The organism is Saccharopolyspora gregorii (genome assembly GCF_024734405.1).
GTDB classification, from domain to species: Bacteria; Actinomycetota; Actinomycetes; order Mycobacteriales; family Pseudonocardiaceae; genus Saccharopolyspora_C; species Saccharopolyspora_C gregorii.
Window position 1 is genome coordinate 3,363,567 of record NZ_CP059556.1, and the last position, 19,161, is coordinate 3,382,727.

Annotated in this window: 18 protein-coding genes and 1 pseudogene; 8 read left to right on the forward strand and 11 right to left on the reverse strand. The window is 74.2% G+C overall.

Going from position 1 to position 19,161, the window contains the following annotated elements; translation table 11 throughout:
• Positions 1–68: 68 nt before the first annotated feature.
• Genes H1226_RS14515 through H1226_RS14530 form a run of 4 tightly spaced genes read left to right on the forward strand, consistent with a single transcriptional unit; the run spans position 69 to position 3,512 of the window.
• Positions 69–827, forward strand: coding sequence for an enoyl-CoA hydratase family protein (locus tag H1226_RS14515; RefSeq protein WP_258341187.1), 759 nt, complete (start codon positions 69–71; stop codon positions 825–827).
• A gap of 5 nt (positions 828–832) precedes the next feature.
• On the forward strand, positions 833–1,696 hold the full coding sequence (locus tag H1226_RS14520) for a CoA transferase subunit A (protein ID WP_258341188.1): 864 nt from the start codon (positions 833–835) through the stop codon (positions 1,694–1,696).
• Positions 1,696–2,442 carry a CoA-transferase subunit beta gene (locus H1226_RS14525; protein ID WP_373689953.1) on the forward strand — a complete coding sequence of 249 codons (747 nt, stop codon included), beginning with the start codon at positions 1,696–1,698 and terminating at the stop codon, positions 2,440–2,442. Before H1226_RS14520 ends, H1226_RS14525 begins: the two co-directional genes overlap by 1 nt.
• Positions 2,443–2,453: 11 nt before the next feature.
• Positions 2,454–3,512 (forward strand): NAD(P)H-dependent flavin oxidoreductase, encoded by a 1,059-nt coding sequence (locus H1226_RS14530; protein ID WP_258349416.1) that lies wholly within the window; start codon positions 2,454–2,456, stop codon positions 3,510–3,512.
• Here H1226_RS14530 and H1226_RS14535 read toward each other — a convergent pair.
• Genes H1226_RS14535 through H1226_RS14545 form a run of 3 tightly spaced genes read right to left on the reverse strand, consistent with a single transcriptional unit; the run spans position 3,493 to position 6,120 of the window.
• Positions 3,493–4,116 (reverse strand): TetR/AcrR family transcriptional regulator, encoded by a 624-nt coding sequence (locus H1226_RS14535; protein ID WP_258341190.1) that lies wholly within the window; start codon positions 4,114–4,116, stop codon positions 3,493–3,495. The genes H1226_RS14530 and H1226_RS14535 overlap by 20 nt on opposite strands.
• Before the next feature lie 46 nt (positions 4,117–4,162).
• Entirely contained in the window at positions 4,163–4,942 is a 780-nt protein-coding gene (locus H1226_RS14540; RefSeq protein WP_258341191.1) for an SDR family oxidoreductase, read from the reverse strand.
• Positions 4,939–6,120, reverse strand: a complete 1,182-nt coding sequence (locus H1226_RS14545; protein WP_258341192.1) for an acyl-CoA dehydrogenase family protein — start codon at positions 6,118–6,120, stop codon at positions 4,939–4,941. Before H1226_RS14545 ends, H1226_RS14540 begins: the two co-directional genes overlap by 4 nt.
• Before the next feature lie 132 nt (positions 6,121–6,252).
• Here H1226_RS14545 and H1226_RS14550 point away from each other — a divergent pair, with 132 nt between their 5' ends.
• The 4 genes and pseudogenes from H1226_RS14550 to H1226_RS14565 all read left to right on the forward strand — a co-directional run bounded on the left by H1226_RS14550 (position 6,253) and on the right by H1226_RS14565 (position 10,632).
• A complete protein-coding gene (locus tag H1226_RS14550) occupies positions 6,253–7,113 on the forward strand; it encodes an enoyl-CoA hydratase (RefSeq protein WP_258341193.1) in 861 nt (286 codons plus the stop codon).
• A gap of 13 nt (positions 7,114–7,126) precedes the next feature.
• Positions 7,127–8,286 (forward strand): annotated as a pseudogene (locus H1226_RS14555) (acyl-CoA dehydrogenase family protein).
• Positions 8,283–9,287 carry an acyl-CoA dehydrogenase family protein gene (locus H1226_RS14560; RefSeq protein WP_258341194.1) on the forward strand — a complete coding sequence of 335 codons (1,005 nt, stop codon included), beginning with the start codon at positions 8,283–8,285 and terminating at the stop codon, positions 9,285–9,287. Before H1226_RS14555 ends, H1226_RS14560 begins: the two are co-directional and overlap by 4 nt.
• A gap of 229 nt (positions 9,288–9,516) precedes the next feature.
• Complete coding sequence (locus H1226_RS14565; RefSeq protein WP_258341195.1) at positions 9,517–10,632, forward strand: acyl-CoA dehydrogenase family protein; 1,116 nt, start codon at positions 9,517–9,519, stop codon at positions 10,630–10,632.
• 82 nt (positions 10,633–10,714) lie between these two features.
• Here H1226_RS14565 and H1226_RS14570 read toward each other — a convergent pair whose 3' ends face one another.
• From H1226_RS14570 to H1226_RS14605, 8 genes are read right to left on the reverse strand one after another with little or no spacing between them, the layout of a single operon-like run.
• Positions 10,715–11,881, reverse strand: coding sequence for an MCE family protein (locus H1226_RS14570; protein ID WP_258341196.1), 1,167 nt, complete (start codon positions 11,879–11,881; stop codon positions 10,715–10,717).
• Positions 11,881–12,933: an MCE family protein gene (locus H1226_RS14575; protein WP_224963293.1), complete on the reverse strand. Its 1,053-nt coding sequence runs from the start codon at positions 12,931–12,933 to the stop codon at positions 11,881–11,883. Before H1226_RS14575 ends, H1226_RS14570 begins: the two co-directional genes overlap by 1 nt.
• Positions 12,933–14,084 carry an MCE family protein gene (locus H1226_RS14580; RefSeq protein ID WP_258341197.1) on the reverse strand — a complete coding sequence of 384 codons (1,152 nt, stop codon included), beginning with the start codon at positions 14,082–14,084 and terminating at the stop codon, positions 12,933–12,935. The genes H1226_RS14575 and H1226_RS14580 overlap by 1 nt, the downstream gene beginning before the upstream one ends.
• Positions 14,081–15,094 carry an MCE family protein gene (locus tag H1226_RS14585; RefSeq protein ID WP_258341198.1) on the reverse strand — a complete coding sequence of 338 codons (1,014 nt, stop codon included), beginning with the start codon at positions 15,092–15,094 and terminating at the stop codon, positions 14,081–14,083. The genes H1226_RS14580 and H1226_RS14585 overlap by 4 nt, the downstream gene beginning before the upstream one ends.
• Positions 15,091–16,128 carry an MCE family protein gene (locus tag H1226_RS14590; RefSeq protein WP_258341199.1) on the reverse strand — a complete coding sequence of 346 codons (1,038 nt, stop codon included), beginning with the start codon at positions 16,126–16,128 and terminating at the stop codon, positions 15,091–15,093. The genes H1226_RS14585 and H1226_RS14590 overlap by 4 nt, the downstream gene beginning before the upstream one ends.
• Positions 16,125–17,447, reverse strand: coding sequence for an MCE family protein (locus H1226_RS14595; protein ID WP_258341200.1), 1,323 nt, complete (start codon positions 17,445–17,447; stop codon positions 16,125–16,127). The genes H1226_RS14590 and H1226_RS14595 overlap by 4 nt, the downstream gene beginning before the upstream one ends.
• Positions 17,444–18,313, reverse strand: a complete 870-nt coding sequence (locus H1226_RS14600; protein ID WP_258341201.1) for an MlaE family ABC transporter permease — start codon at positions 18,311–18,313, stop codon at positions 17,444–17,446. Before H1226_RS14600 ends, H1226_RS14595 begins: the two co-directional genes overlap by 4 nt.
• Positions 18,313–19,107, reverse strand: coding sequence for an MlaE family ABC transporter permease (locus H1226_RS14605; protein WP_258341202.1), 795 nt, complete (start codon positions 19,105–19,107; stop codon positions 18,313–18,315). The genes H1226_RS14600 and H1226_RS14605 overlap by 1 nt, the downstream gene beginning before the upstream one ends.
• Between the last annotated feature and the right edge of the window lie 54 nt (positions 19,108–19,161).

Here is a 19,161-nt window from a genome sequence, read left to right on the forward strand (position 1 = left end):
GGCGAGGACTTCGCGGCGGTTGCTACCGTACCAGCAACAACCTAACAAGTGCTAGGTTCGGTGATGCCATGACAGTCCGGATCCACCGCCACGACAACGGAATCGCGGTGCTGACCGTCGACCACCCACCGGTGAACGCCCTCCCCGCGCGGGGCTGGTTCGACCTCGCCGAAGCCGTCCGCGCGCAGGGCGCCGACCCCGGCGTCCGGGTGCTCGTGCTGCGGGCCGAGGGCCGCGGGTTCAACGCGGGCGTGGACATCAAGGAACTCGCCGCCGACCCCGGGCACGGCAAGCTGATCGAGGTCAACCGCGGCTGCTACGAGGCCTTCCGCGAGGTCTACGAGTGCCCGGTACCGGTGATCAGCGCCGTGCACGGGTTCTGCCTGGGCGGCGGCATCGGGCTGGTCGGCAACTCGGACGTGGTGCTGGCGAGCGAGGACGCCTACTTCGGGCTGCCGGAGGTGGACCGGGGCGCGCTCGGCGCCGCCACCCACCTGTCCCGGCTGGTGCCCCCGCACTTCGCGCGCGCCATGTTCTACACCGGGCGCACCGCCACGGCGCGGCAGCTCGCCGGCTTCGGCTCGGTGTGGGACGTCGTCGAACCCGCGCGGCTGCCCGCGGCGGCGCTGGAACTCGCCGGCGAGATCGCCGCGAAGGACCCGCTGGTGATCCGCAAGGCCAAGGAATCGCTCAACGGCATCGACCCGGTGGACGTGCACCGCAGCTACCGGTTCGAGCAGGGTTTCACCTTCGAGCTCAACCTCAGCGGGGTGTCCGACCGGGCACGGGAGGAGTTCGTGCACGGCGACTCCCGGCGGGGAGGGTGAGGGCGGTGCGGGACAAGCTGGTGAGCCCCGACGAGATCGCGGGGCGGCTGCGCAGCGGGATGACCATCGGCATCGGCGGCTGGGGTTCCCGGCGCAAACCGATGGCGCTGGTGCGGGCGATCCTGCGCACCGAGGTGCGCGATCTGACGCTGGTCTCCTACGGCGGCCCGGACGTCGGTCTGCTGGCCGCCGCGGGCAGGCTGCGGAAGGTGGTGCACGGGTTCGTGTCGCTGGACTCGATCCCGCTGGACCCGCACTTCCGGGCGGCGCGCCAGCGCGGGGAGCTCGCGGTCGCCGAGTACGACGAGGGCATGGTGCTGGCGGGCCTGCGCGCCGCGGCCGCGCGGCTGCCGTTCCTGCCGACCCGCGCGGGGCTCGGCTCCGACGTGCCCGCGCTCGACCCGGAGCTGCGCACCGTGCGCTCCCCCTACCCGGACGGCGAGGAGCTGCTGGCGATGCCCGCACTGCGGCTGGACGCCGCGCTGGTGCACCTCAACCGCGCCGACCGGCACGGCAACGCCCAGTACCTCGGGCCCGACCCGTACTTCGACGACCTGATGTGCGCCGCCGCCGACCACGGCTACCTCAGCTGCGAGCGGGTGGTGCCGACCGAGGAGCTGCTGCGAGGCGGGCCGGTGCAGTCGCTGCTGCTGGACCGCACGCACGTGGACGCGGTCGCGGAGACCCCGCGCGGCGCGCACTTCACCTCCTGCACCCCGGACCACGAGCGGGACGAGGCGTTCCAGCGCCGCTACGCCGCGGCCGCCGCCGACGCGGCGAGCTGGCAGGCGTTCCACGACGAATTCCTCGCCGGGGACGAACGGTCCTACCAGGCCGCGGTGGACGCGGCGCGGGAGGTGAACGGGTGATGGACGCGACCAGGGCGGAGGTGTGCGCCACGGCCTGCGCCGACAGCTGGGACGACGCCGGGGAGGTGCTGGCCTCCCCGTTCGGGCTGATCCCCGCGCTCGGCGCCCGGCTGGCCCGGCTGACCACGGCACCGGATCTGCTGCTCACCGACGGGGAGGCGGTGCTGCTGGCCGAACCGCCCCCGCTGGGCCGCGAGTCCGAAGCGGCCACGGCCGAGGGCTGGATGCCGTACCGCCGGGTCCTCGACCTGCTCGCGGGCGGGCGCAGGCGGGTGATGATGGGCGCCACCCAGATCGACCGGCACGGCAACCAGAACATCTCCCGGATCGGGCCGTGGGAGCGGCCGAAGGTGCAGCTGATCGGGGTGCGCGGGGCGCCGGGCAACAGCGTCAACCACGTCACGAACTACTGGGTGCCGAAGCACGGCGTGCGGACCTTCGTGGAACGCGTCGACCTGGTCTGCGGTGTCGGGCACGACCGGGCCACCGGTGCCGCCGGCCGGTTCCACGACGTGCGGGTGGTGGTCACCGACCTCGCGGTGCTCGACTTCGCCGGGCCGGACCGGACGATGCGGCTGCGCTCGGTGCACCCGGGCGTGACCGTGCGCGAAGTCCAGGAGCGCACCGGGTTCGAGCTGGACACCTCGGCGGTCGCCGAGACCCGGCTGCCGTCGGCCGAGGAGCTGGCGCTGATCCGCGGCAGGCTGGACCCGGACGGGCTGCGGTACCGGGAGGTGCCCGCGTGAGCGCGCCGCGGCTGGACACCGCGCTGTGCCGGTTGACCGGGGTGCGCCACCCGATCGTGCAGACCGGGATGGGCTGGGTCGCGGGACCGCGGCTCGTGTCGGCGACCGCGGAGGCGGGTGCGCTCGGCATCCTCGCCTCCGCCACGATGAGCCACGAGCGGCTGGCGGCCTCGATCCGGGAGGTGCGGGAGCGCACCGACCGGCCGTTCGGGGTGAACCTGCGCGCCGATGCCGCCGACGCCGAGCAGCGGGTGGACCTGCTGATCCGCGAACGGGTCCCGGTCGCCTCGTTCGCGCTGCTGCCCGCCGAACGGCTCGTCGGCAAGCTCAAGGACGCGGGCATCGTGGTGATCCCCTCCGTCGGGGCGCGCAGGCACGCCGAGAAGGTCGCGGCGTGGGGCGCGGACGCGGTGCTGGTGCAGGGCGGCGAGGGCGGCGGGCACACCGGCCCGGTCGCCACCACCGTGCTGCTGCCGCAGGTGCTCGACGCGGTGGACCTGCCGGTGATCGCCGCGGGCGGGTTCTTCGACGGTCGCGGGCTGGCCGCCGCGCTCTGCTACGGCGCGGCCGGGATCGGCATGGGCACCCGGTTCCTGCTCACCCGGGACAGCCCGGTGCCGGACGAGGTGAAGCGGCGCTACCTCGCCGCGGGCGCGCACGAAGCGCTGGTGACCGCGCGGGTGGACGGGATGCCGCACCGGATGCTGCGCAGCGCGCTCACCGACACCGCCGAATCCCGGTGGCGGCGGCTGCCCGGCGCGTTGCGGCGGGCGGCGGCGTTCAAGGCGAGCAGCGGGCTGACCTGGCGCGCGATGCTCGCCGAAGGCCGGTCGATGCGGCGCCGCCGCGAGATGCCGTGGAGCGCGGTGCTGCTGGCCGCCAACACGCCCGCGCTGATCGAGGCGGGCCTGGTGCGCGGCGACACCGACGCCGGGGTGCTGCCCGCCGGGCAGGTGGTCGGCGCGCTCGACGAGCTGCCCGGCTGCGCGGAGCTGGTGGCGCGGATCGTCGCGGACGCCGCCCGCGTGCTCGGCGAGACCGCCGCGCGGGTCACGCCCGCGGCGCCATGATCCCCTCGCACAGCAGCGTCACGTGCTGGTCGGCGATCACCTGGGCGTTCAGCCTGCCGCGCGGGTTGTACCAGTGCACCGTGGTCCACACCGTGTCCCGGATGAACCGGTAGGCGATCTTGACGTGCAGGTCGTCGCGGAACACGCCGTCCCGCTGCCCCTGCTGCAGCACCTTGGTCCAGGTGCGCTCGAAGTCGTTGCCCGCCCGGCGCAGGTAGGCGAAGCGGTCGAACTGCGCCAGGTGCTTCGCCTCGTTCTGGTAGATCGTCACCGCCGAGCGGTACCGGTCCATCGCCTGGAACGAGCACCGCACCAGCTCGGTGATGGTGGTGCGCGGGTCGTGCTCCTCGCGCAGCACCTCGGCGTAGAGCTCCTGCTGGTAGCCGAGAAATTCGCGGAGGATCTCGTCGACCATCGACTCCTTGGAGTCGAAGTGGTGGTAGAGGCTGCCGGACAGGATGCCGGCGGCGTCGGCGATCTCGCGGACGGTGGTGACCACGAAGCCGCGCCGCGCGAACAGGTCGGCGGCGATCGCGAGCAGTTCCGCCCGCCGCCGCGACCCGGTCGTCGCCACGTCCCCGGCCGAGCGCTTGCTTCCCACCATCCCACCATCCTCTCACCACCCCGGGGCGGTGCTCGTTCACCGGGTCTCAGGGGTGCTGGCTGCTGACCGAGAGGACCTCTCCGGTCAGGTAGGTGGCGTAGTCGGAGGCGAGGAAGACGATGGTGTTCGCGACCTCCCAGGGCTCGGCGGAGCGGCCGAACGCCTCGCGGGATTCGAGTTCGGCCAGCAGCGGCGCGGAGGTGACCTTCGCCAGGTGCGGGTGCAGCACCAGGCTCGGCGCCACCGCGTTGACCCGGACGCCGAACTCGGCGGCGTCGAGGGCCGCGCACCGGGTCAGCGCCATCACCCCGGCCTTCGCGGCCGCGTAGTGCGCCTGCCCGGCCTGCGCCCGCCAGCCGACCACCGAGGCGTTGTTCACCACCGCTCCCCCGCCGCCGGCGTCCCGGAAGTGCCGGATCGCGGCGCGGGTGCAGCGGAACGTGCCGTTGAGGGTGACGTCGAGGACGCCGTCCCACTGCTCATCGGTCATGTCCTGGATGGCGGCCGTGCCGCCGAGCCCGGCGTTGTTGACGACCACGTCGAGCCGGCCGAACTCGGCGGTGGCGGCGGCGAACAGGTCCGCCACCTGCCGCTCGTCGGTGACGTCGCAGGGCACGGCGAGCACCCGCGCGCCCGGCAGCTCGGCGAGTTCGGCGCGAGTGGCCTCCAGCCGCCGCTCGTGCCGGTCGCTGAGCACGACCCGGGCGCCTTCGCGCAGCATCCGGCGGGCGGTGGCCGCGCCGATCCCCGTTCCCGCGGCGGCGGTGACGAGCGCGGTCCGGCCGGTCAGCAGCGCGTGCGGGGCGGGTTCGGCGGGAGCGGTCACGGCCGGGCCTCCTTCGGCAGGCCGAGCACCCGCTCGGCGATGATGGTGCGCTGGATCTCGTTGGAGCCGCCGTAGATCGTGTCGGCGCGGGAGAACAGGAACAGCCGCTGCCCCTCGTCGAGCTCGTAGGGCGCTCCGGCGGCGACCAGCCCGCAGGCTCCGGCGACCTCCACCGCCAGTTCACCGAGGCCGCGGTGGAAGGTCGCCCAGTGCAGCTTCGCGATGGATGCCTCCGGCCCGGCCGTGCCCTCGGCGACGCCGGTGAGGGTGCGCAGCGCGGTGAACCGCATGACCTCCAGCCCGATCCACGCCCGGGTGATCTTGTCGCGCAGCACCGGGTCGTCCAGGGCGCCGCCGGTGCGGGCGAGTTCGGTGATGCGTTCCAGTTCGCGCCGGAACACCACCTGCTGGTCGATGGTGCCGACGCCGCGTTCGAAGCCGAGGGTGCCCATGGCGACCCGCCAGCCGTCGCCGGCCTCGCCGACGACGTGCTCGGCGGCGGTGCGGGCGCCGTCGAAGAACACCTCGTTGAACTCGGAGGTGCCGGTGAGCTGCACGATGGGCCGCACCTCGACGCCCGGCCGGTCCATCGGCACCAGCAGGCAGGACAGCCCGCGGTGGCGCTGCCCCGGCGGCCCGGTGCGGGCGAGCAGGAAGCACCAGTCCGCCTGGTGCGCCAGCGAGGTCCACGTCTTCTGCCCGTCGATCACCCAGTCCGGCCCGTCGCGCCGCGCCCGGGTGGACACGTTCGCCAGGTCGGAGCCGGCCGAGGGTTCGGAGTAGCCCTGGCACCACAGCTCGCGGACCGCCACGATCTCCGGCAGGAACCGGCGGCGCTGCTGCTCGGTGCCGAAGGCGATCAGCGTGGGCCCGAGCAGCTCTTCGCCGACGTGGCCGACGCGCACCGGCGCCGCGGCCCGCGCGTACTCCTCGTGGAAGATCACCTGCTGCGCGGTGGAGGCGCCGCGCCCGCCGTGCTCCACCGGCCAGCCCAGGCAGGTCCAGCCGCCGTCGGCGAGCAGCCGGTCCCAGGCCAGCCGGACCTCGAACGCCTCGTGCTCGCTGCCCGGGCCGCCGAGCCCGCGGGCGTCGGCGAACTCGCCGGTGAGGTGGTCGCCGAGCCAGTCGCGGACCTCGCGGCGGAACGCCGCTTCGGCCGGGCTGTCGGTGAGGTCCATCCGAGCACCGCCTTCCACCGGGTCGCGATTCGGATTCTCCAGCAGCGGTCGGGAAAATCAACCCCTACCAAGCACTTGCTAGTGTCGGCTAGCCTCGGGTGGCCGGGCGACTCCCGCGACGAGGAGCAGACGATGGCCGACGACGAACCGGTGGTGCGCTACGAGCGGGTCGAGCGGACCGCCGTGGTGACGATGAACCGGCCGCGGTATCGCAACGCGCAGAACTCCGCGATGACCTACGCGCTCGACGACGCGTTCTACCGGGCCTGCGCCGACGACGAGGTCGGGGCGATCGTGCTGGCCGGGGCGGGCGAGCACTTCTCCGCGGGCCACGACATCGGCTCCCCCGGCCGGGACGCGGACGTGGACTTCGAACGCCGCGCCGGGCTGTGGTGGGGCCACGTCGGCCGGTCCGGCGGGGAGTCCCGCTTCGCCCGCGAGCAGGAGGTGTACCTGGGCATGTGCCGCCGCTGGCGGGAGATGCCGAAGCCGGTGGTCGCGAGCGTGCAGGGCGCGTGCGTCGCGGGCGGGCTGATGCTGGCGTGGGTGTGCGACCTGGTCGTGGCCGCCGAGGACGCGTTCTTCGCCGATCCGGTGGTGCGGATGGGGATTCCGGGCGTCGAGTACTTCGTGCACCCGTGGGTGCTGGGACCGCGGGTGGCGAAAGAGCTGCTGTTCACCGGCAGGCGGCTGAGCGCGCGGCGGGCGCACGAGATCGGCATGGTCACCGAGGTGGTGCCCCGCGACCGGCTCGCCGAGACCTCGCTGGCGCTGGCCGCCGAGGTGGCGGCGATGCCCCGGTTCGGGCTGGCGCTGGCGAAGAAGGCCGTCAACCAGGCCGAGGACCTGATGGGCAGGCACAGCGGCCTCGATTCGGCGTTCGGGTTGCACCACCTGGCGCACGCACACAACGCCGAGGTCGGCGGCGACTCGCTGGCCGGCATGGACGCGAAGGGCATGAAGCGGGCCGCCGACGACGGCCCGCCCCGCTGAACCGGAGGACGCCGTGGACCTGACGTTCGCAGCCGAGGACCTGGCGTTCCGCGACGAGGTGCGGGCGTGGCTCGCGGCCAACCTGCCCCGGAACCGCTGCCGTCGCTGGAGACCGAGCGCGGTTTCGCCGCGCACCGCGAGTGGGAGCGCGCCCTGCACGCGGCGCGGCTGTCGGTGGTGTCCTGGCCGGTGGAGTTCGGCGGCCGCGACGCGTCCCTGGTGCGCTGGCTGCTGTTCGAGGAGGAGTACCACGCGGCCGGGGCGCCGGGCCGGGTCGGGCAGAACGGGATCTTCCTGCTGGCGCCGACGATGTTCGAGCACGGCACGCCGCGGCAGCGCGAGCGCTACCTGCCCCGGATGGCGTCCGGGGAGGAGATCTGGGCGCAGGCATGGTCCGAACCCGAGGCGGGCAGCGACCTCGCCGGAATCCGCAGCCGGGCCCACCGGGTGCCGGGCGGCTGGCGGTTGTCCGGGCAGAAGACGTGGAGTTCGCGGGCCGCGTTCGCCGACCGCGCGTTCGGGCTGTTCCGCAGCGACCCGGACGCGCAGCGGCACCGCGGGCTCACCTACTTCCTGTTCCCGCTGGACGCCGAAGGCGTCGTGGTGCGCCCGATCCCCCGGCTGGACGGGAAGCCCGCGTTCGCGGAGATCTTCCTGGACGAGGTGTTCGTGCCGGACGAGGACGTGCTCGGCGGTGTCGGCGAGGGCTGGCGGGTGGCGATGAGCACCGCGAGCAGCGAACGCGGCCTGTCGCTGCGCAGCCCCGGCCGGTTCCTGGCGGCGGCCCGCCGGCTGGTGCGGGTGTGGCGGGAGCGCGGCGCGGACCGGGAGGCGCGGGACGGGGTGGTGGCCGCGTGGCTCGGCGCGCAGGCCTACCGGCTGGCGACGTTCGAGACGGTGACGAAGGTGCTGGGCGGCGCGCGGATCGGCGCGGAGGCGAGCCTCACCAAGCTGTTCTGGTCCGAGCTGGACATCGCGCTGCACGAGACGGCGCTGGACCTGCTCGGCCCGGACGGGGAGCTCGCCGCCGACTCCCCGGGCGCACCGGACGGCGGTGCCTGGGCCGAGGGGCACCTGTTCGCGCTGGCCGGACCGATCTACGCGGGCACCAACGAGATCCAGCGCAACGTCGTCGCCGAGCGGCTGCTCGGCCTGCCCCGGGAGCCGCGATGAGGTTCACCCGCACCACCGCGCAGCAGGACATGGCCGAGTCGTTGCGCGCACTGCTGGCCGATGTCGGCGGAACCGCGCTGGCACGGGCCTGGTCGGACGGGGACGCGGCGCCGTGGTGGCGCTGCTGGGCGCGACTGGGCGAACTGGGCGCGTGCGGGGTCGCGGTGCCCGGCGAGTTCGGCGGGCTCGGGCTGGGCGCGGTGGAGACCGCGGTGTGCCTGGAGGAGTTCGGGTACGCGGGGCTGCCCGGGCCGGTGGTGGAGACCGTCGCGGTCGCCCCCGCGCTGCTTGCGGGCAGCGCCGATCAGCACCGGCTGCCGGAGCTCGCCGCCGGGCGGGCGGTGCTGGCGGTCGCGTTCGACGAGCTCGTGCCGCGCGCGCTGGACGCCGACGTGGCCGCGGCCACCTACCGCTGCGCCGGGACGCGGGTCCTCCGCGCGGACCCGGTCGGTGCGCCGGAGCGGTCGGTCGATCCGGTGCGGCGGCTGTGGGCGCTCGGGGCGGCCGGCACCGCGGTGGCCGGGGCGCGTCCGGCCGCCGCGTTCGACGCCGGGGTGCTGGGGTGCGCGGCGCAGCTGCTGGGTGCGGGGCGGCGGTTGCTGGACGACTCGGTGCGGCACGTGCGGGACCGCCACCAGTTCGGCAGGCCCGTCGGGAGCTTCCAGGCCGTCAAGCACCACCTGGCGGACGTGGCGCTGCGGCTGGAGTTCGCCCGGCCGCTGCTGCACGGGGCGTGCCTGTCGCTGGACGCCGGTGCGGCGCACGCGGCGCGCGACGCGTCCGCCGCGAAGCTCGCCGCGGCCGAGGCCGCGCACCTGGCCGCGCGCACCGCGCTGCAGGTGCACGGCGCGATCGGCTACACCGCCGAACACCCGCTGCACCTCTGGACGTTGAAGGTCACCGCACTGCGCGCGGCCTGGGGCGACCCCGCCTGGCACCGCCGACGGATCGCCGACGCCCTAGCGGCCGGGAGCACGGCCGACATCGGAACCTGCAGTTGAACTCCTGCCACGAGACGGGGTGGTCCCGTCGGTTCCCCGTCAGCGGCGCAGCCGCTGAACGGCGAGCACCAGAGCAAGCCGACCACCCGCGGGTTCTCAGCGGTTCCCTCGCGAGGACAGCGATTTCTCCTGTGGCGGAGCCACCGGTGACATCGATCCCGCAGCGAGGGGGCCGCTGAGGTTCCGCCACCCGAGCACCCGGCAGCAGAAGCGGGGAGAGGAAGGAAAAGTGCACTTCGCGTTCAGCGCGCAGCAGGAGGACCTCCGGCTGACCGTCCGCGCCCTGCTGGACCAGGACGGCGGCCCGCACGTGCCCGCGCCGCCACCGGCGCCCGCCCCGCTCGGGCACGACCCGGAGCTGTGGCGGCGGCTCGGCGCGGAGATCGGCGCGGCCGGGCTCACCGTCCCCGAGGAGCACGGCGGCAGCGGCGCCACCCTCGTCGAGAGCTGCCTCGTCGCCGAGGAACTGGGCCGCAGGCTCGTGCCGTCCCCGTTCGTCGGCGGCACCGCGCTCGCCGTCGAAGCGCTGCTGACCGCGGGCGACTCGGCGGCCGCGGAACGGCTGCTGCCGGGTATCGCCGCCGCCGACCGGCTGGTGGCGCTCGCGTGGGCCGAACCGGAGAACTGGTGGCAGGACACGGGATTCGCCACCACCGCGCGGCTCGACGCGGGCACGTGGCGGCTGGACGGGCGCAAGAGCTTCGTGCTCGACGGCGCGCGGGCGGACGCGTTCCTGGTCGTCGCGACCGCCCCGGACGGGCCCGCGCTGTTCGAGGCGGCGGCGGAGCCGGCAGCGGTGCTGCCGCACCCGGTCGTGGACCCGACCCGGCCGATGTGCGCGCTGGAGCTGTCCGCGGCGCCGGCCGCGCCGATCGGGCCGGCCGGGCCGGTGCTGGCGCGCTGCCGGGACGCGGCGGCGGTGCTGCTGGCGGCCGAGTGCGTGGGCGCCGCGGACCGGTGGCTCGGCGAGATCGTCGGCTACGTGCAGACCCGGGTGCAGTTCGGCAGGCCGATCGGCTCGTTCCAGGCGATCAAGCACCGGCTCGCCGACCTCTACGTGGCGGTGGAGTCGGCGCGCTCGCTGTCGTACGCGGCGAGCTGGGCGGTCGGCACCCGCGACGAGCGCGGGTCCGCGTGGGCGGCGATGGCCAAGTCGCTGTGCTGCGAGACCTACCAGGACGTGGCGGCCGAGGGCATCCAGCTGCACGGCGGCCTCGGGATCACCTGGGAGCACGAGGCGCACCTGCACCTGAAACGAGCCCACGGCGCCGCGCACCTCTTCGGCACCCCCCGCAGCCACCGCCGCCGCCTCGAAGCGCTCCACCACCGCATCGCGGGCCCGTGAACCCGCCCGGCAGGTCGTGCCGTTCTCCTGCCGGCGGCGGAGCCGCCGGGGTTCCGCCACCCGGGTGCCACCGACAAGCTCATCACCGCGGAGGCAGCGGGAGGGGCGGGGCGGTGGCCGGCACCGGGACCGCGTCGGGAACGGGGGCGCGGGGAACGTTGGCGGAGCCGCGGACGTTGGTGGGGCCGTCCGGCGGTTCGGCGCACCGGATGTCCGGGTTCGCCGGGATCGGCGTGATGTCGTCGCCGGGGCGGCGTTCGGTTCCCTCGTAGCCCTTCTCGCAGGCCAGCGGGTTGAAGAAGTTGAGCACCACGCCCAGGTGCCCGCGCCCGTCGCCGTCCTGCGCGCTGTGGCTGGCGGCCGACATCATCGGCATCGCCACCAGCACGTTCTCCAGCGCCGGGCCGCGGACGTCGAGCAGCCGCGCGGTGGTGAGCAGGTTCGCGGTGGTCGCGGCGAGACCGGTGCCGCTGTCGCGCAGCAGGCCGTCGAGCTGTTCGGCGGCCGGCGGGGCGACGTCGGCGAGCCGCCGCAGGTCCGGGTCGGAGGCGCGCAGCTGTTCGGCGACCTGGCGCAGGCCGCGGCTGAACTCGATGATCTGCCCGGATTGCTGCTGCTGGGTGCGCAGCACCACGTCGGAGTTCGCCAGCAGCGCGGTGGTGCTCGGCAGGTTGCGGTCGGCGGCGGCGATGAGCGATCCGGTGCTGTCCAGCATCCGCTGCAGGTGCGGCCCGGTGCCCTGCAGCGCGGTGCCGGATTCCTCGACGACGGTGCGCAGCGCGTCCAGCGGCACGTCCGCGACGAGCCGGTCCAGGTTCAGCAGCAGCGATTCCGGCGGGGGTGGCAGTTCGGCGCGCTCGGCGGGGATCACCGACCCGTCCCGCAGCACCGGTCCGTGCTCGTCGTCGGGCCGCAGGTCGAGGTACTGCTCCCCCACCGCCGAGCGGTTCGCCGCCGCCGCGCGCGCGTCCGCGGGGATCGGCGGGGCGGCGGAGTCGATGTGCAGGTCCAGCGCCGCTCCGCGGTCGGTGAGCCGCACCCCGGTGACCCGCCCGACGGCCACTCCCCGGTAGGTGACCTCCGAGTTGGTGAACACCCCACCGGTGTCGGGCACCTCCACCACGACGGCGTAGCCGCCCGCCCCGACCAACCGGTCCAGTCCCGCGTAGCGGGCGCCGGTGAACCCGATGCCGACGACGGCGATGAGCAGGAACAGCCCCAGCCGGATCGTCGTGGCCCTGCTGAACATCACGGCCCCCCGAGCGGTAGCGGTGCGCCCGAGTCGGAGATCCCGGGCAGCGGCAACAGCGGCCCGCTGCTGTTCGACAGGTTGCCGAGGACGCTGGTCAGGTCCAGGTCGAGGTCCACGTCGACGTTCACGAAATCGCCCTTGAGCGGGACCATCGCGTTCTCCGGGAACGGGTAGCTGGCCAGGTAGCCGATGGCCTTCGGCAGGTCGGTGCCCGCCTTCGCGAGTTCGCGCAGCGTCGGCGCGAGCGCGTCGAGGTCGGCGACCAGGTCGTCCCGGCTCGCGTCGGCCGTGCGCACCGCGACCTGGGAGAACCGGTCGAGGGCCCGCAGCATTCGCACCAGGTCGCCGCGCTGCCGCTCCAGGACGCGCAGTCCGGGTTCGAGCCCGTCCAGGCCGGTGGTGAGGTCGTCGAGCTGTCCGCGCAGGTCGGCGGAGAGCCGGTTCAGCCCGTCGAGCGCGCGGGTGATGTCCTGCTTCTGCTCGTCCAGCCGGGACACCGCTTCGTCCACTCGGGACAGCAGCGAGCGCACCTGCGGTTCGTTGCCGCCGAGCGCGCGGTCCAGTTCCTCGACGATGCCGTTGAGCTGCGCGACGCCGCCGCCGTTGAGCAGCAGGGACAGCGCGCCGAGCACCTCTTCGACCTGCGGGTTGCGGTCGGTGCGCTCCAGCGGGATCTCCGCGCCGTCGCGCAGCGGGCCGCCCGCGGGTTCGGCGGGCCGGGCGAGCTCGACGAACTTCTCCCCCAGCAGGCTGGATTGCCGCAGCCGCGCTTCGGCGTTGGCGGGCAGCCGCACGTCCCCGTTGACGACGAGCGTGACCACGGCGGTCGCGTTGTCGGGGGCGAGCCCGATGCCGCGGACCTTCCCGACCGGCACGTCGTCCACCTTCACCCCGGCTTGCGGCACCAGGTCGAGGACGTCGGCGAACCGCACCCGCACCTCGTACGGGTGGTCGCCGAGGTCGGCGCCGCCGGGCAGCGGCGCGTCCTGCACCGAGGCGCCGCACCCGGTGACCAGCAGCAGCGCGCAGCAGCCGAGCGCCCGGCGCATCACGGGCCACCGAGGCCGAGCGGCAGCGGCGGGAGCTCCCCGCGGGAGAGGTGGTCCACCGCTTCCCCGGGCGAGGGCAGCGGGACGGCACCGTCGAGCACCCCGGCCAGCCCCGCGCAGGTCCGCCCCAGCTCCGGCGGAACCTGCGCGGGCGCGGCGGATTCCAGCAGCTTGCACACCAACAGCACCGGCGGGAACGTCAGCTCGTTGATGTTGGCGCGGACCGCGACGGTGCCGGAGGCGGCGTCGTAGGCGTTGATGAAGTTGCTCATCCCGGTCGGGGCGATGTCGAGGACTTCGCCGAGCGTTTCCCGCTGCTCCACCAGCGCCCTGGTCACGTCGGCGAGCTGGTCCACGTTGGCGGTCACCGATTCCCGGTTGTCCCGCACGAACCCGTCGAGGTCGGTGAGCGCGGCCGTCAGCGAGCTCAGCGCGGCGGCGGTCTGCTGCCGCTCGTCGGCGAGGAACCCGGAGACGTCGGCGAGCCGGGTGTGGAAGTCCCGCACCTGCGCGTCGTTGGCGGCCAGCGTCGCGGTGAACTCGTTGAGGTGGTCGACGGTGGCGAACAGGTCGTCGTGCGAGCCGTCGAGGGTGGCCGACAGTTCGCCGAGCCGCCGCACCGTCTCGTTCAGCTTCGCCCCGTTGCCGTCGAGGTTCGCCGCGGCGGTGCCGAGCAGGTCCGACAGCGCCCCGTCCCGGTTGGCGCCGTCCGGCCCGAGGGCTTCGGTGAGCGCGTTGGCGCTGCGGTACAGGTCGTCGAGGTCGGCGGGGACCATCGTGCGGTCGGTGCCGAGCACCGCGCCGGGGGCCAGCTCCGGGCCGCCCTCGTAAGCGGGGGTGAGCTGCACGTACCGGTCGCTGACGAGGCTCGGGGCCACCACCACCGCGCCCGCCGCGGCGGGGACGCGGAGCTCGCGGTCCACGCTCAGCTCCACCCGCACCCGGCCGCCTTCGGGCCGCACCGAGGTGACGCGGCCGACCTCGACGCCCAGCACCCGCACCGACGACTGCGGGTACAGGCCCACGGCCCGCTCGAAGTAGGCGGTGATGCGGGTGCCCGGGTCGCGCAGCACCCACCACAGCGCGCCGCTGAGCAGCAGCACCAGCACGCAGCCGAAGGCGAGCAGCGCCGTCGCCGGTCTCCGGTTCATCGTCCACCTCCGCGGAGGTCGCAGCCGTGCGGGTTGATCTGCAGCGGGCCGGCGTCCACGGTCGGCGGCACCAGCCCGCACAGGTAGCCGTCGAACCAGCGCCCGTTGCCGACGGTGTTGTTGAACCCGGTCACGTAGGGCCGCAGCGCGGCGATGGTGGCCGCCACCTGGTCCTGGTTGCGCTGCAGCATGGCGGTGACCTGCTGCAGCTCGCGCAGCGCCGGGTTCAGCCGCTGCTGGTTGTCGGCGACGAGCCCGCGCAGCTGCGCGGAGACCTCCTGGGTGCCGCGCAGCAGCGAGCCGATGGCGTCGCGGCGGCGTTGGAGTTCGCCGAGCAGCAGGTTCCCGTCGCCGACGAGCCGGGCGACCTGCGCGTCGCGGTCGGCGGCGATGCCGCTGACGTCGGCGGCGTGGTGCAGCAGGTCGGCGAGCTGCTCGTCGCGGGAGGCGATGGTGCGGGACAGGGCGGCGAGCCCGTCCACGGCGCCGCCGAGGTGCTGCTCCCCGCCGCGCAGGCTCTCGGACAGGACCTGGAAGCTGCGGGCGAGCTGGTCGGTGTCGACCCGGCCGGTGCTGCGGGCGACCTGGTCGAGGGCATCGGGGATGTCGAAGGGCACCTCGGTGCGGGCGTCGGGGATGGTGCGGTCCGGGTCCTGCGGGTGCGCGCCGCCGGGGCGCAGCGCCAGGTTCTTCGCGCCCAGCAAGGTCTTCAGCTGGATGGACACCGTGCTGCGGTCTCCGACGGGCACGTCCTCGACGCGGAACCGCACCAGCACCCTGTTCCCGTCGAGGCCCACCTCGGTGACCTCGCCGACGCGGACGCCGGCGACCTCCACGTCGTCGCCCGCGCCGAGCCCGGCGGATTCGGTGAACTGCGCCGAGTAGGTGGTGCCGCCGCCGAGCAGCGGCAGGTCGTTCGCGAAGAACGCCAGCAGCGTCACGGCGGTCAGCAGCCCGAGGGCGACGACGCCGACGGTGGCCTGGTCGCGGTCGCGCAGCGCGGTGCTCATGGGCGGCACCTCTCGGGCATCCGGGTCGGGGGCAGCGGCAGCACCTGGGCTCGCACGTCGAGCCCGGAGATGCCGATGGTTCCGGTGAGGCGGCACAGGTAGAAGTTGAACCAGCTGCCGTAGCTCACCGTGCGGGTCAGCGAGTCGAGCCGGCCCGGCAGCGTCCGCAGGTCGTGCTCCAGCTGCGGCAGCCCGGCGTTCAGGTTCGCCGACAGGTCGCCGAGCGCGGCCACGTCCTCGCGCAGCGGCGGCCGGACGTCGCGCAGCAGCCCCGCGGTGGTGCCGGTGAGCTCGTCGAGGGCGGCGACCGCGTCACCGACGGGTTCGCGCTGTGCGGCGAAGCCGCTGACGAGGCGTTGCAGCGCGTCGACGAGCCCGGCGAGTTCCGGTCCGCGGGCGCCGACCTGGGCGAGCACGGCGTTGAGGTTGTCGATGACCTGCCCGATCACCTGGTCCTTCTCGGCGAGCGTCCCGGTCAGCGACGCGGTGTGCGCGAGGATGCTCTGCACGGTGCCGCCTTCCCCTTGCAGCACCTGGACGAGCTCGCCGGAGAGCCGGTTGACGTCACCCGGTTCGAGGGCGCGCAGCAGCGGCTGGAACCCGTTGAACAGCGCGGTGAGGTTCAGCGCCGGCCGGGTCTGGGCGACGGGCAGCACCGCGTCGGCGGGCAGCACGGCTTCGCCGGGGTCGAGGGCCGCGTCGAGCGCGAGGTAGCGCTGCCCGGCGAGGTTGCGGTACTTGACGGTGGCGATGGCGTCCGCGGGCAGCCGCCGCGCCGCGTCCACCTGGAACCGGGCCAGCGCGCGGCGGCCGTCGACCACCTCCAGCGAGGTGACCTGCCCGACCCGCACCCCGGCGATGCGGACCTCGTCGCCTTCGCCGAGCCCGGAGGCGTCGTCGAACTCGGCGGCGTAGCCGGTGGTGGACCCGACGTCGGAGGCCGCGATGGTCATCGCGAGCAGCCCGGTGAGCAGCCCGGTGACAAGCGTGAACAACGACAGCTTGACCAGCGGTGCGGCGAGTCCGGCCCTCATCGCAGGGTCACCTCCGCTCCGCGGTAGACGGGTCCGACGAGCACGCTGCTCCAGTCCGGCACGTCGCCCGGGGTGCGGTGCAGCTCGGGCGCGAGCAGCGCGGCGACCAGGTCGCGTTCGGCGGGCGAGTTCACCAGCGGCCCGTCCGCGGACTGCGCGCTGGTGGCGGCGGGCTGCTGCTCCCCCGGGCAGTTCGGCGGCGGCGGGTGGGTGGAGCCGTCGCGCAGCGGCCCGCCGGGCGGGTACTGCGGGAAGCGGTCCGGCGGTTCGACCCACGGGTAGCAGCGCGGGCCGCGGGTGTCCTCGTAGCGGGGCGAGTCGATGCCGGGCAGGTACTTCCCGCGGCTGCCGGTGATCTCGATGGTGACCTTCTGCATCGGGTTCGCGTCACCCGCGCCGAACGCCCGCTCGGCGATGGGGATGCTGCGGGTGAGCTGGTCGAGCACGCAGCCGTACTGCGGCGCGTACCGGGCGAGCAGGTCCACCGTGGACCGCGAATCGGCGGCGAGCCGGATCAGGTTGTCCCCGTTGGCGTCCAGGAACCGGGTCGCGTTCTCCGCGGTGACGGCGGTGGTCTTCCAGACGTGCTCGAACGCGTCGCGCCGTTGTGCGATCGTGCCGCTGGTGGTGGTGAGGTCCCGCATCGCGCGCAGCAGGTCGGGTGCCGCCTCGTGGTAGGTGCGGGCGACGTCGTCGACGCGGCCCAGCACCGACCGCAGCCGCGGCAGCGACGGGTTGAACCGGCCGAGGTAGCCGTCGAGGTCGCGCAGCGTCGTGCCGAGCTGCTCGCCGCGCCCGTCCAGCGCCTGCGACACGGCGTTCAGCGTGGCCGCGAGCTGCTGCGGCTGCACCGCCTGCAGCAGCGGCAGCAGGTCGTCGAGGACGCGTTCCACCTCGATGGCGGCGGAGCTGCGGTCCTGCCCGATCACGTCCCCCGCGACCAGGTGCGGGCCGGTGCCCGGGCCGGTGTGCGCGAGGGACACGTACCGCTCCCCGAACAGCGTCTTCGGCAGCAGCCGCGCGGTGGCGTCGGCGGGGATCAGCTCGGCCATCTCCGGGCGCAGCGCCAGGTCCAGCTCGGCGCGGTCCGGTCCGGGGCGCACCGCGCGCACCTCGCCGACGAGCACGCCGCGCACCTTCACGTCCGATCCGGCGCGCAGCTCGTTGCCCGCCCGGTCGGTGTGCAGCACGACCGGCACCACCGGCGTGAACGACTTCCGGTAGAAGCCGATCATGCAGGTGAAGAACAGCGCGGACACCAGCAGGAACACCAGCCCCAGCAGCTGGTGCCCGCGCCGGTCCCGCCGCGCCCGCCTCATCCGGCGATCCGCACGGTCGTGGTCGAACCCCAGATCGCCAGGCTCAGGAAGAAGTCCAGCACCGCCACCAGCACGATCGAGGTGCGCACCGCCCGCCCGACCGCGATGCCCACGCCCGCGGGCCCGCCGCGCGCGGTGTAGCCGTAGTAGCAGTGCGTCAAGATCACCACGAGGCTGAACACCAGCACCTTCCCGAACGACCACAGCACGTCCTGCGGCGGCAGGAACAGGTGGAAGTAGTGGTCGTAGGTGCCCGCCGACTGCCCGTAGAACCACACGGTGATCTGCCGCGACGCGAAGTAGGAACCGAGCAGCCCCACCACGTACAGCGGGATCACCGCCGCGAGCCCGGCCAGCACCCGGCTGGTCACCAGGTAGGGCACGGTGCGCACGCCCATCACTTCGAGCGCGTCGATCTCGTCGGAGATGCGCATCGCGCCGAGCTGCGCGGTGAACCCGCAGCCGACCGTCGCCGACAACGCCAGGCCCGCCGACAGCGGCGCGACCTCGCGGGTGTCGAAGTAGGCGGCGATGAACCCGGTCAGCGCGGAGGTGCCGAGCTGGTCCAGCGAGGAGTAGCCCTGCAACCCGACGATCGCCCCGGTGCACACCGTCATCCCGATCATCACGCCGAGCGTGCCGCCGATGACGGCGAGCGCGCCGCTGCCGAACATCACCTCGGTGAGCAGCCGCCCCGTCTCCCGCGGGTACTTGCGCAACGTCAGCGGCGCCAGCGCCAGCGCCCGCAGGTAGAACGCCAGCTGCCACCCGAGCCCGGCGAGCGCGTCGCCGAGGCGGGAGAACAGCAGCGCGAACCGGCGCCGCCACGGCGTCGGCGGCGGCAGGTACTGCTCGGTCGCGACCATCACAACTCCTTCGGCGGAACGAGTTGCAGGTAGATCCCGGTGATCACCAGGTTGATCGCGAACAGCAGCAGGAAGGTGATCACCACGGCCTGGTTCACCGCGTCGCCCACGCCCTTCGGCCCGCCGGCCGGGTGCAGGCCCCGGTAGGCGGCGACCACCCCGGCCACGAACCCGTAGATCAGCGCCTTGAGCTCGCTGACGTAGAGGTCCGGCAGCTGCGCGAGCGCGTTGAAGCTGGCCAGGTAGGCGCCGGGCGTGCCGCCCTGCAGCACCACGTTGAAGAAGTAGCCGCCGGCCACGCCCACCACGCTGACCAGCCCGTTGAGCAGCAGCGCGACGAACACGGCGCCGAGCACGCGCGGCACGATCAGCCGGTGCACCACGGAGACGCCGAGCACTTCCATCGCGTCGATCTCCTCGCGGATGGTGCGGGCGCCGATGTCCGCGCACACCGCCGAACCGCCCGCCCCGGCCACCAGCAGCGCGGTGATCAACGGGCTGGCCTGCTGCAGGATGGACAGCGCGCTGGCCGCGCCGGTGAACGACTGGGCGCCGATCTGCTGGGTCAGCGACCCGAGCTGCATGGCGATCACCGCGCCGAACGGGATGGCCACCAGCGCGGTCGGCAGGATGGTGACGCTCGCGAACAGCCACGCCTGCTGCACCCACTCCCGCACCTGGAACGGGCGTCTGGGCACGGCGCGCAGCACTTCCCAGGACAGCGTGGCGAGCCTGCCGACCTGGGCGAACGCGGCGCTCGCGGGGACGCGGTGGCTGGAGCCGGGCGAGTTCACGGCGACTCCCCGCCCGCGCGGCGGCACCGCACCACTTCGACGCCCATCGCTGCA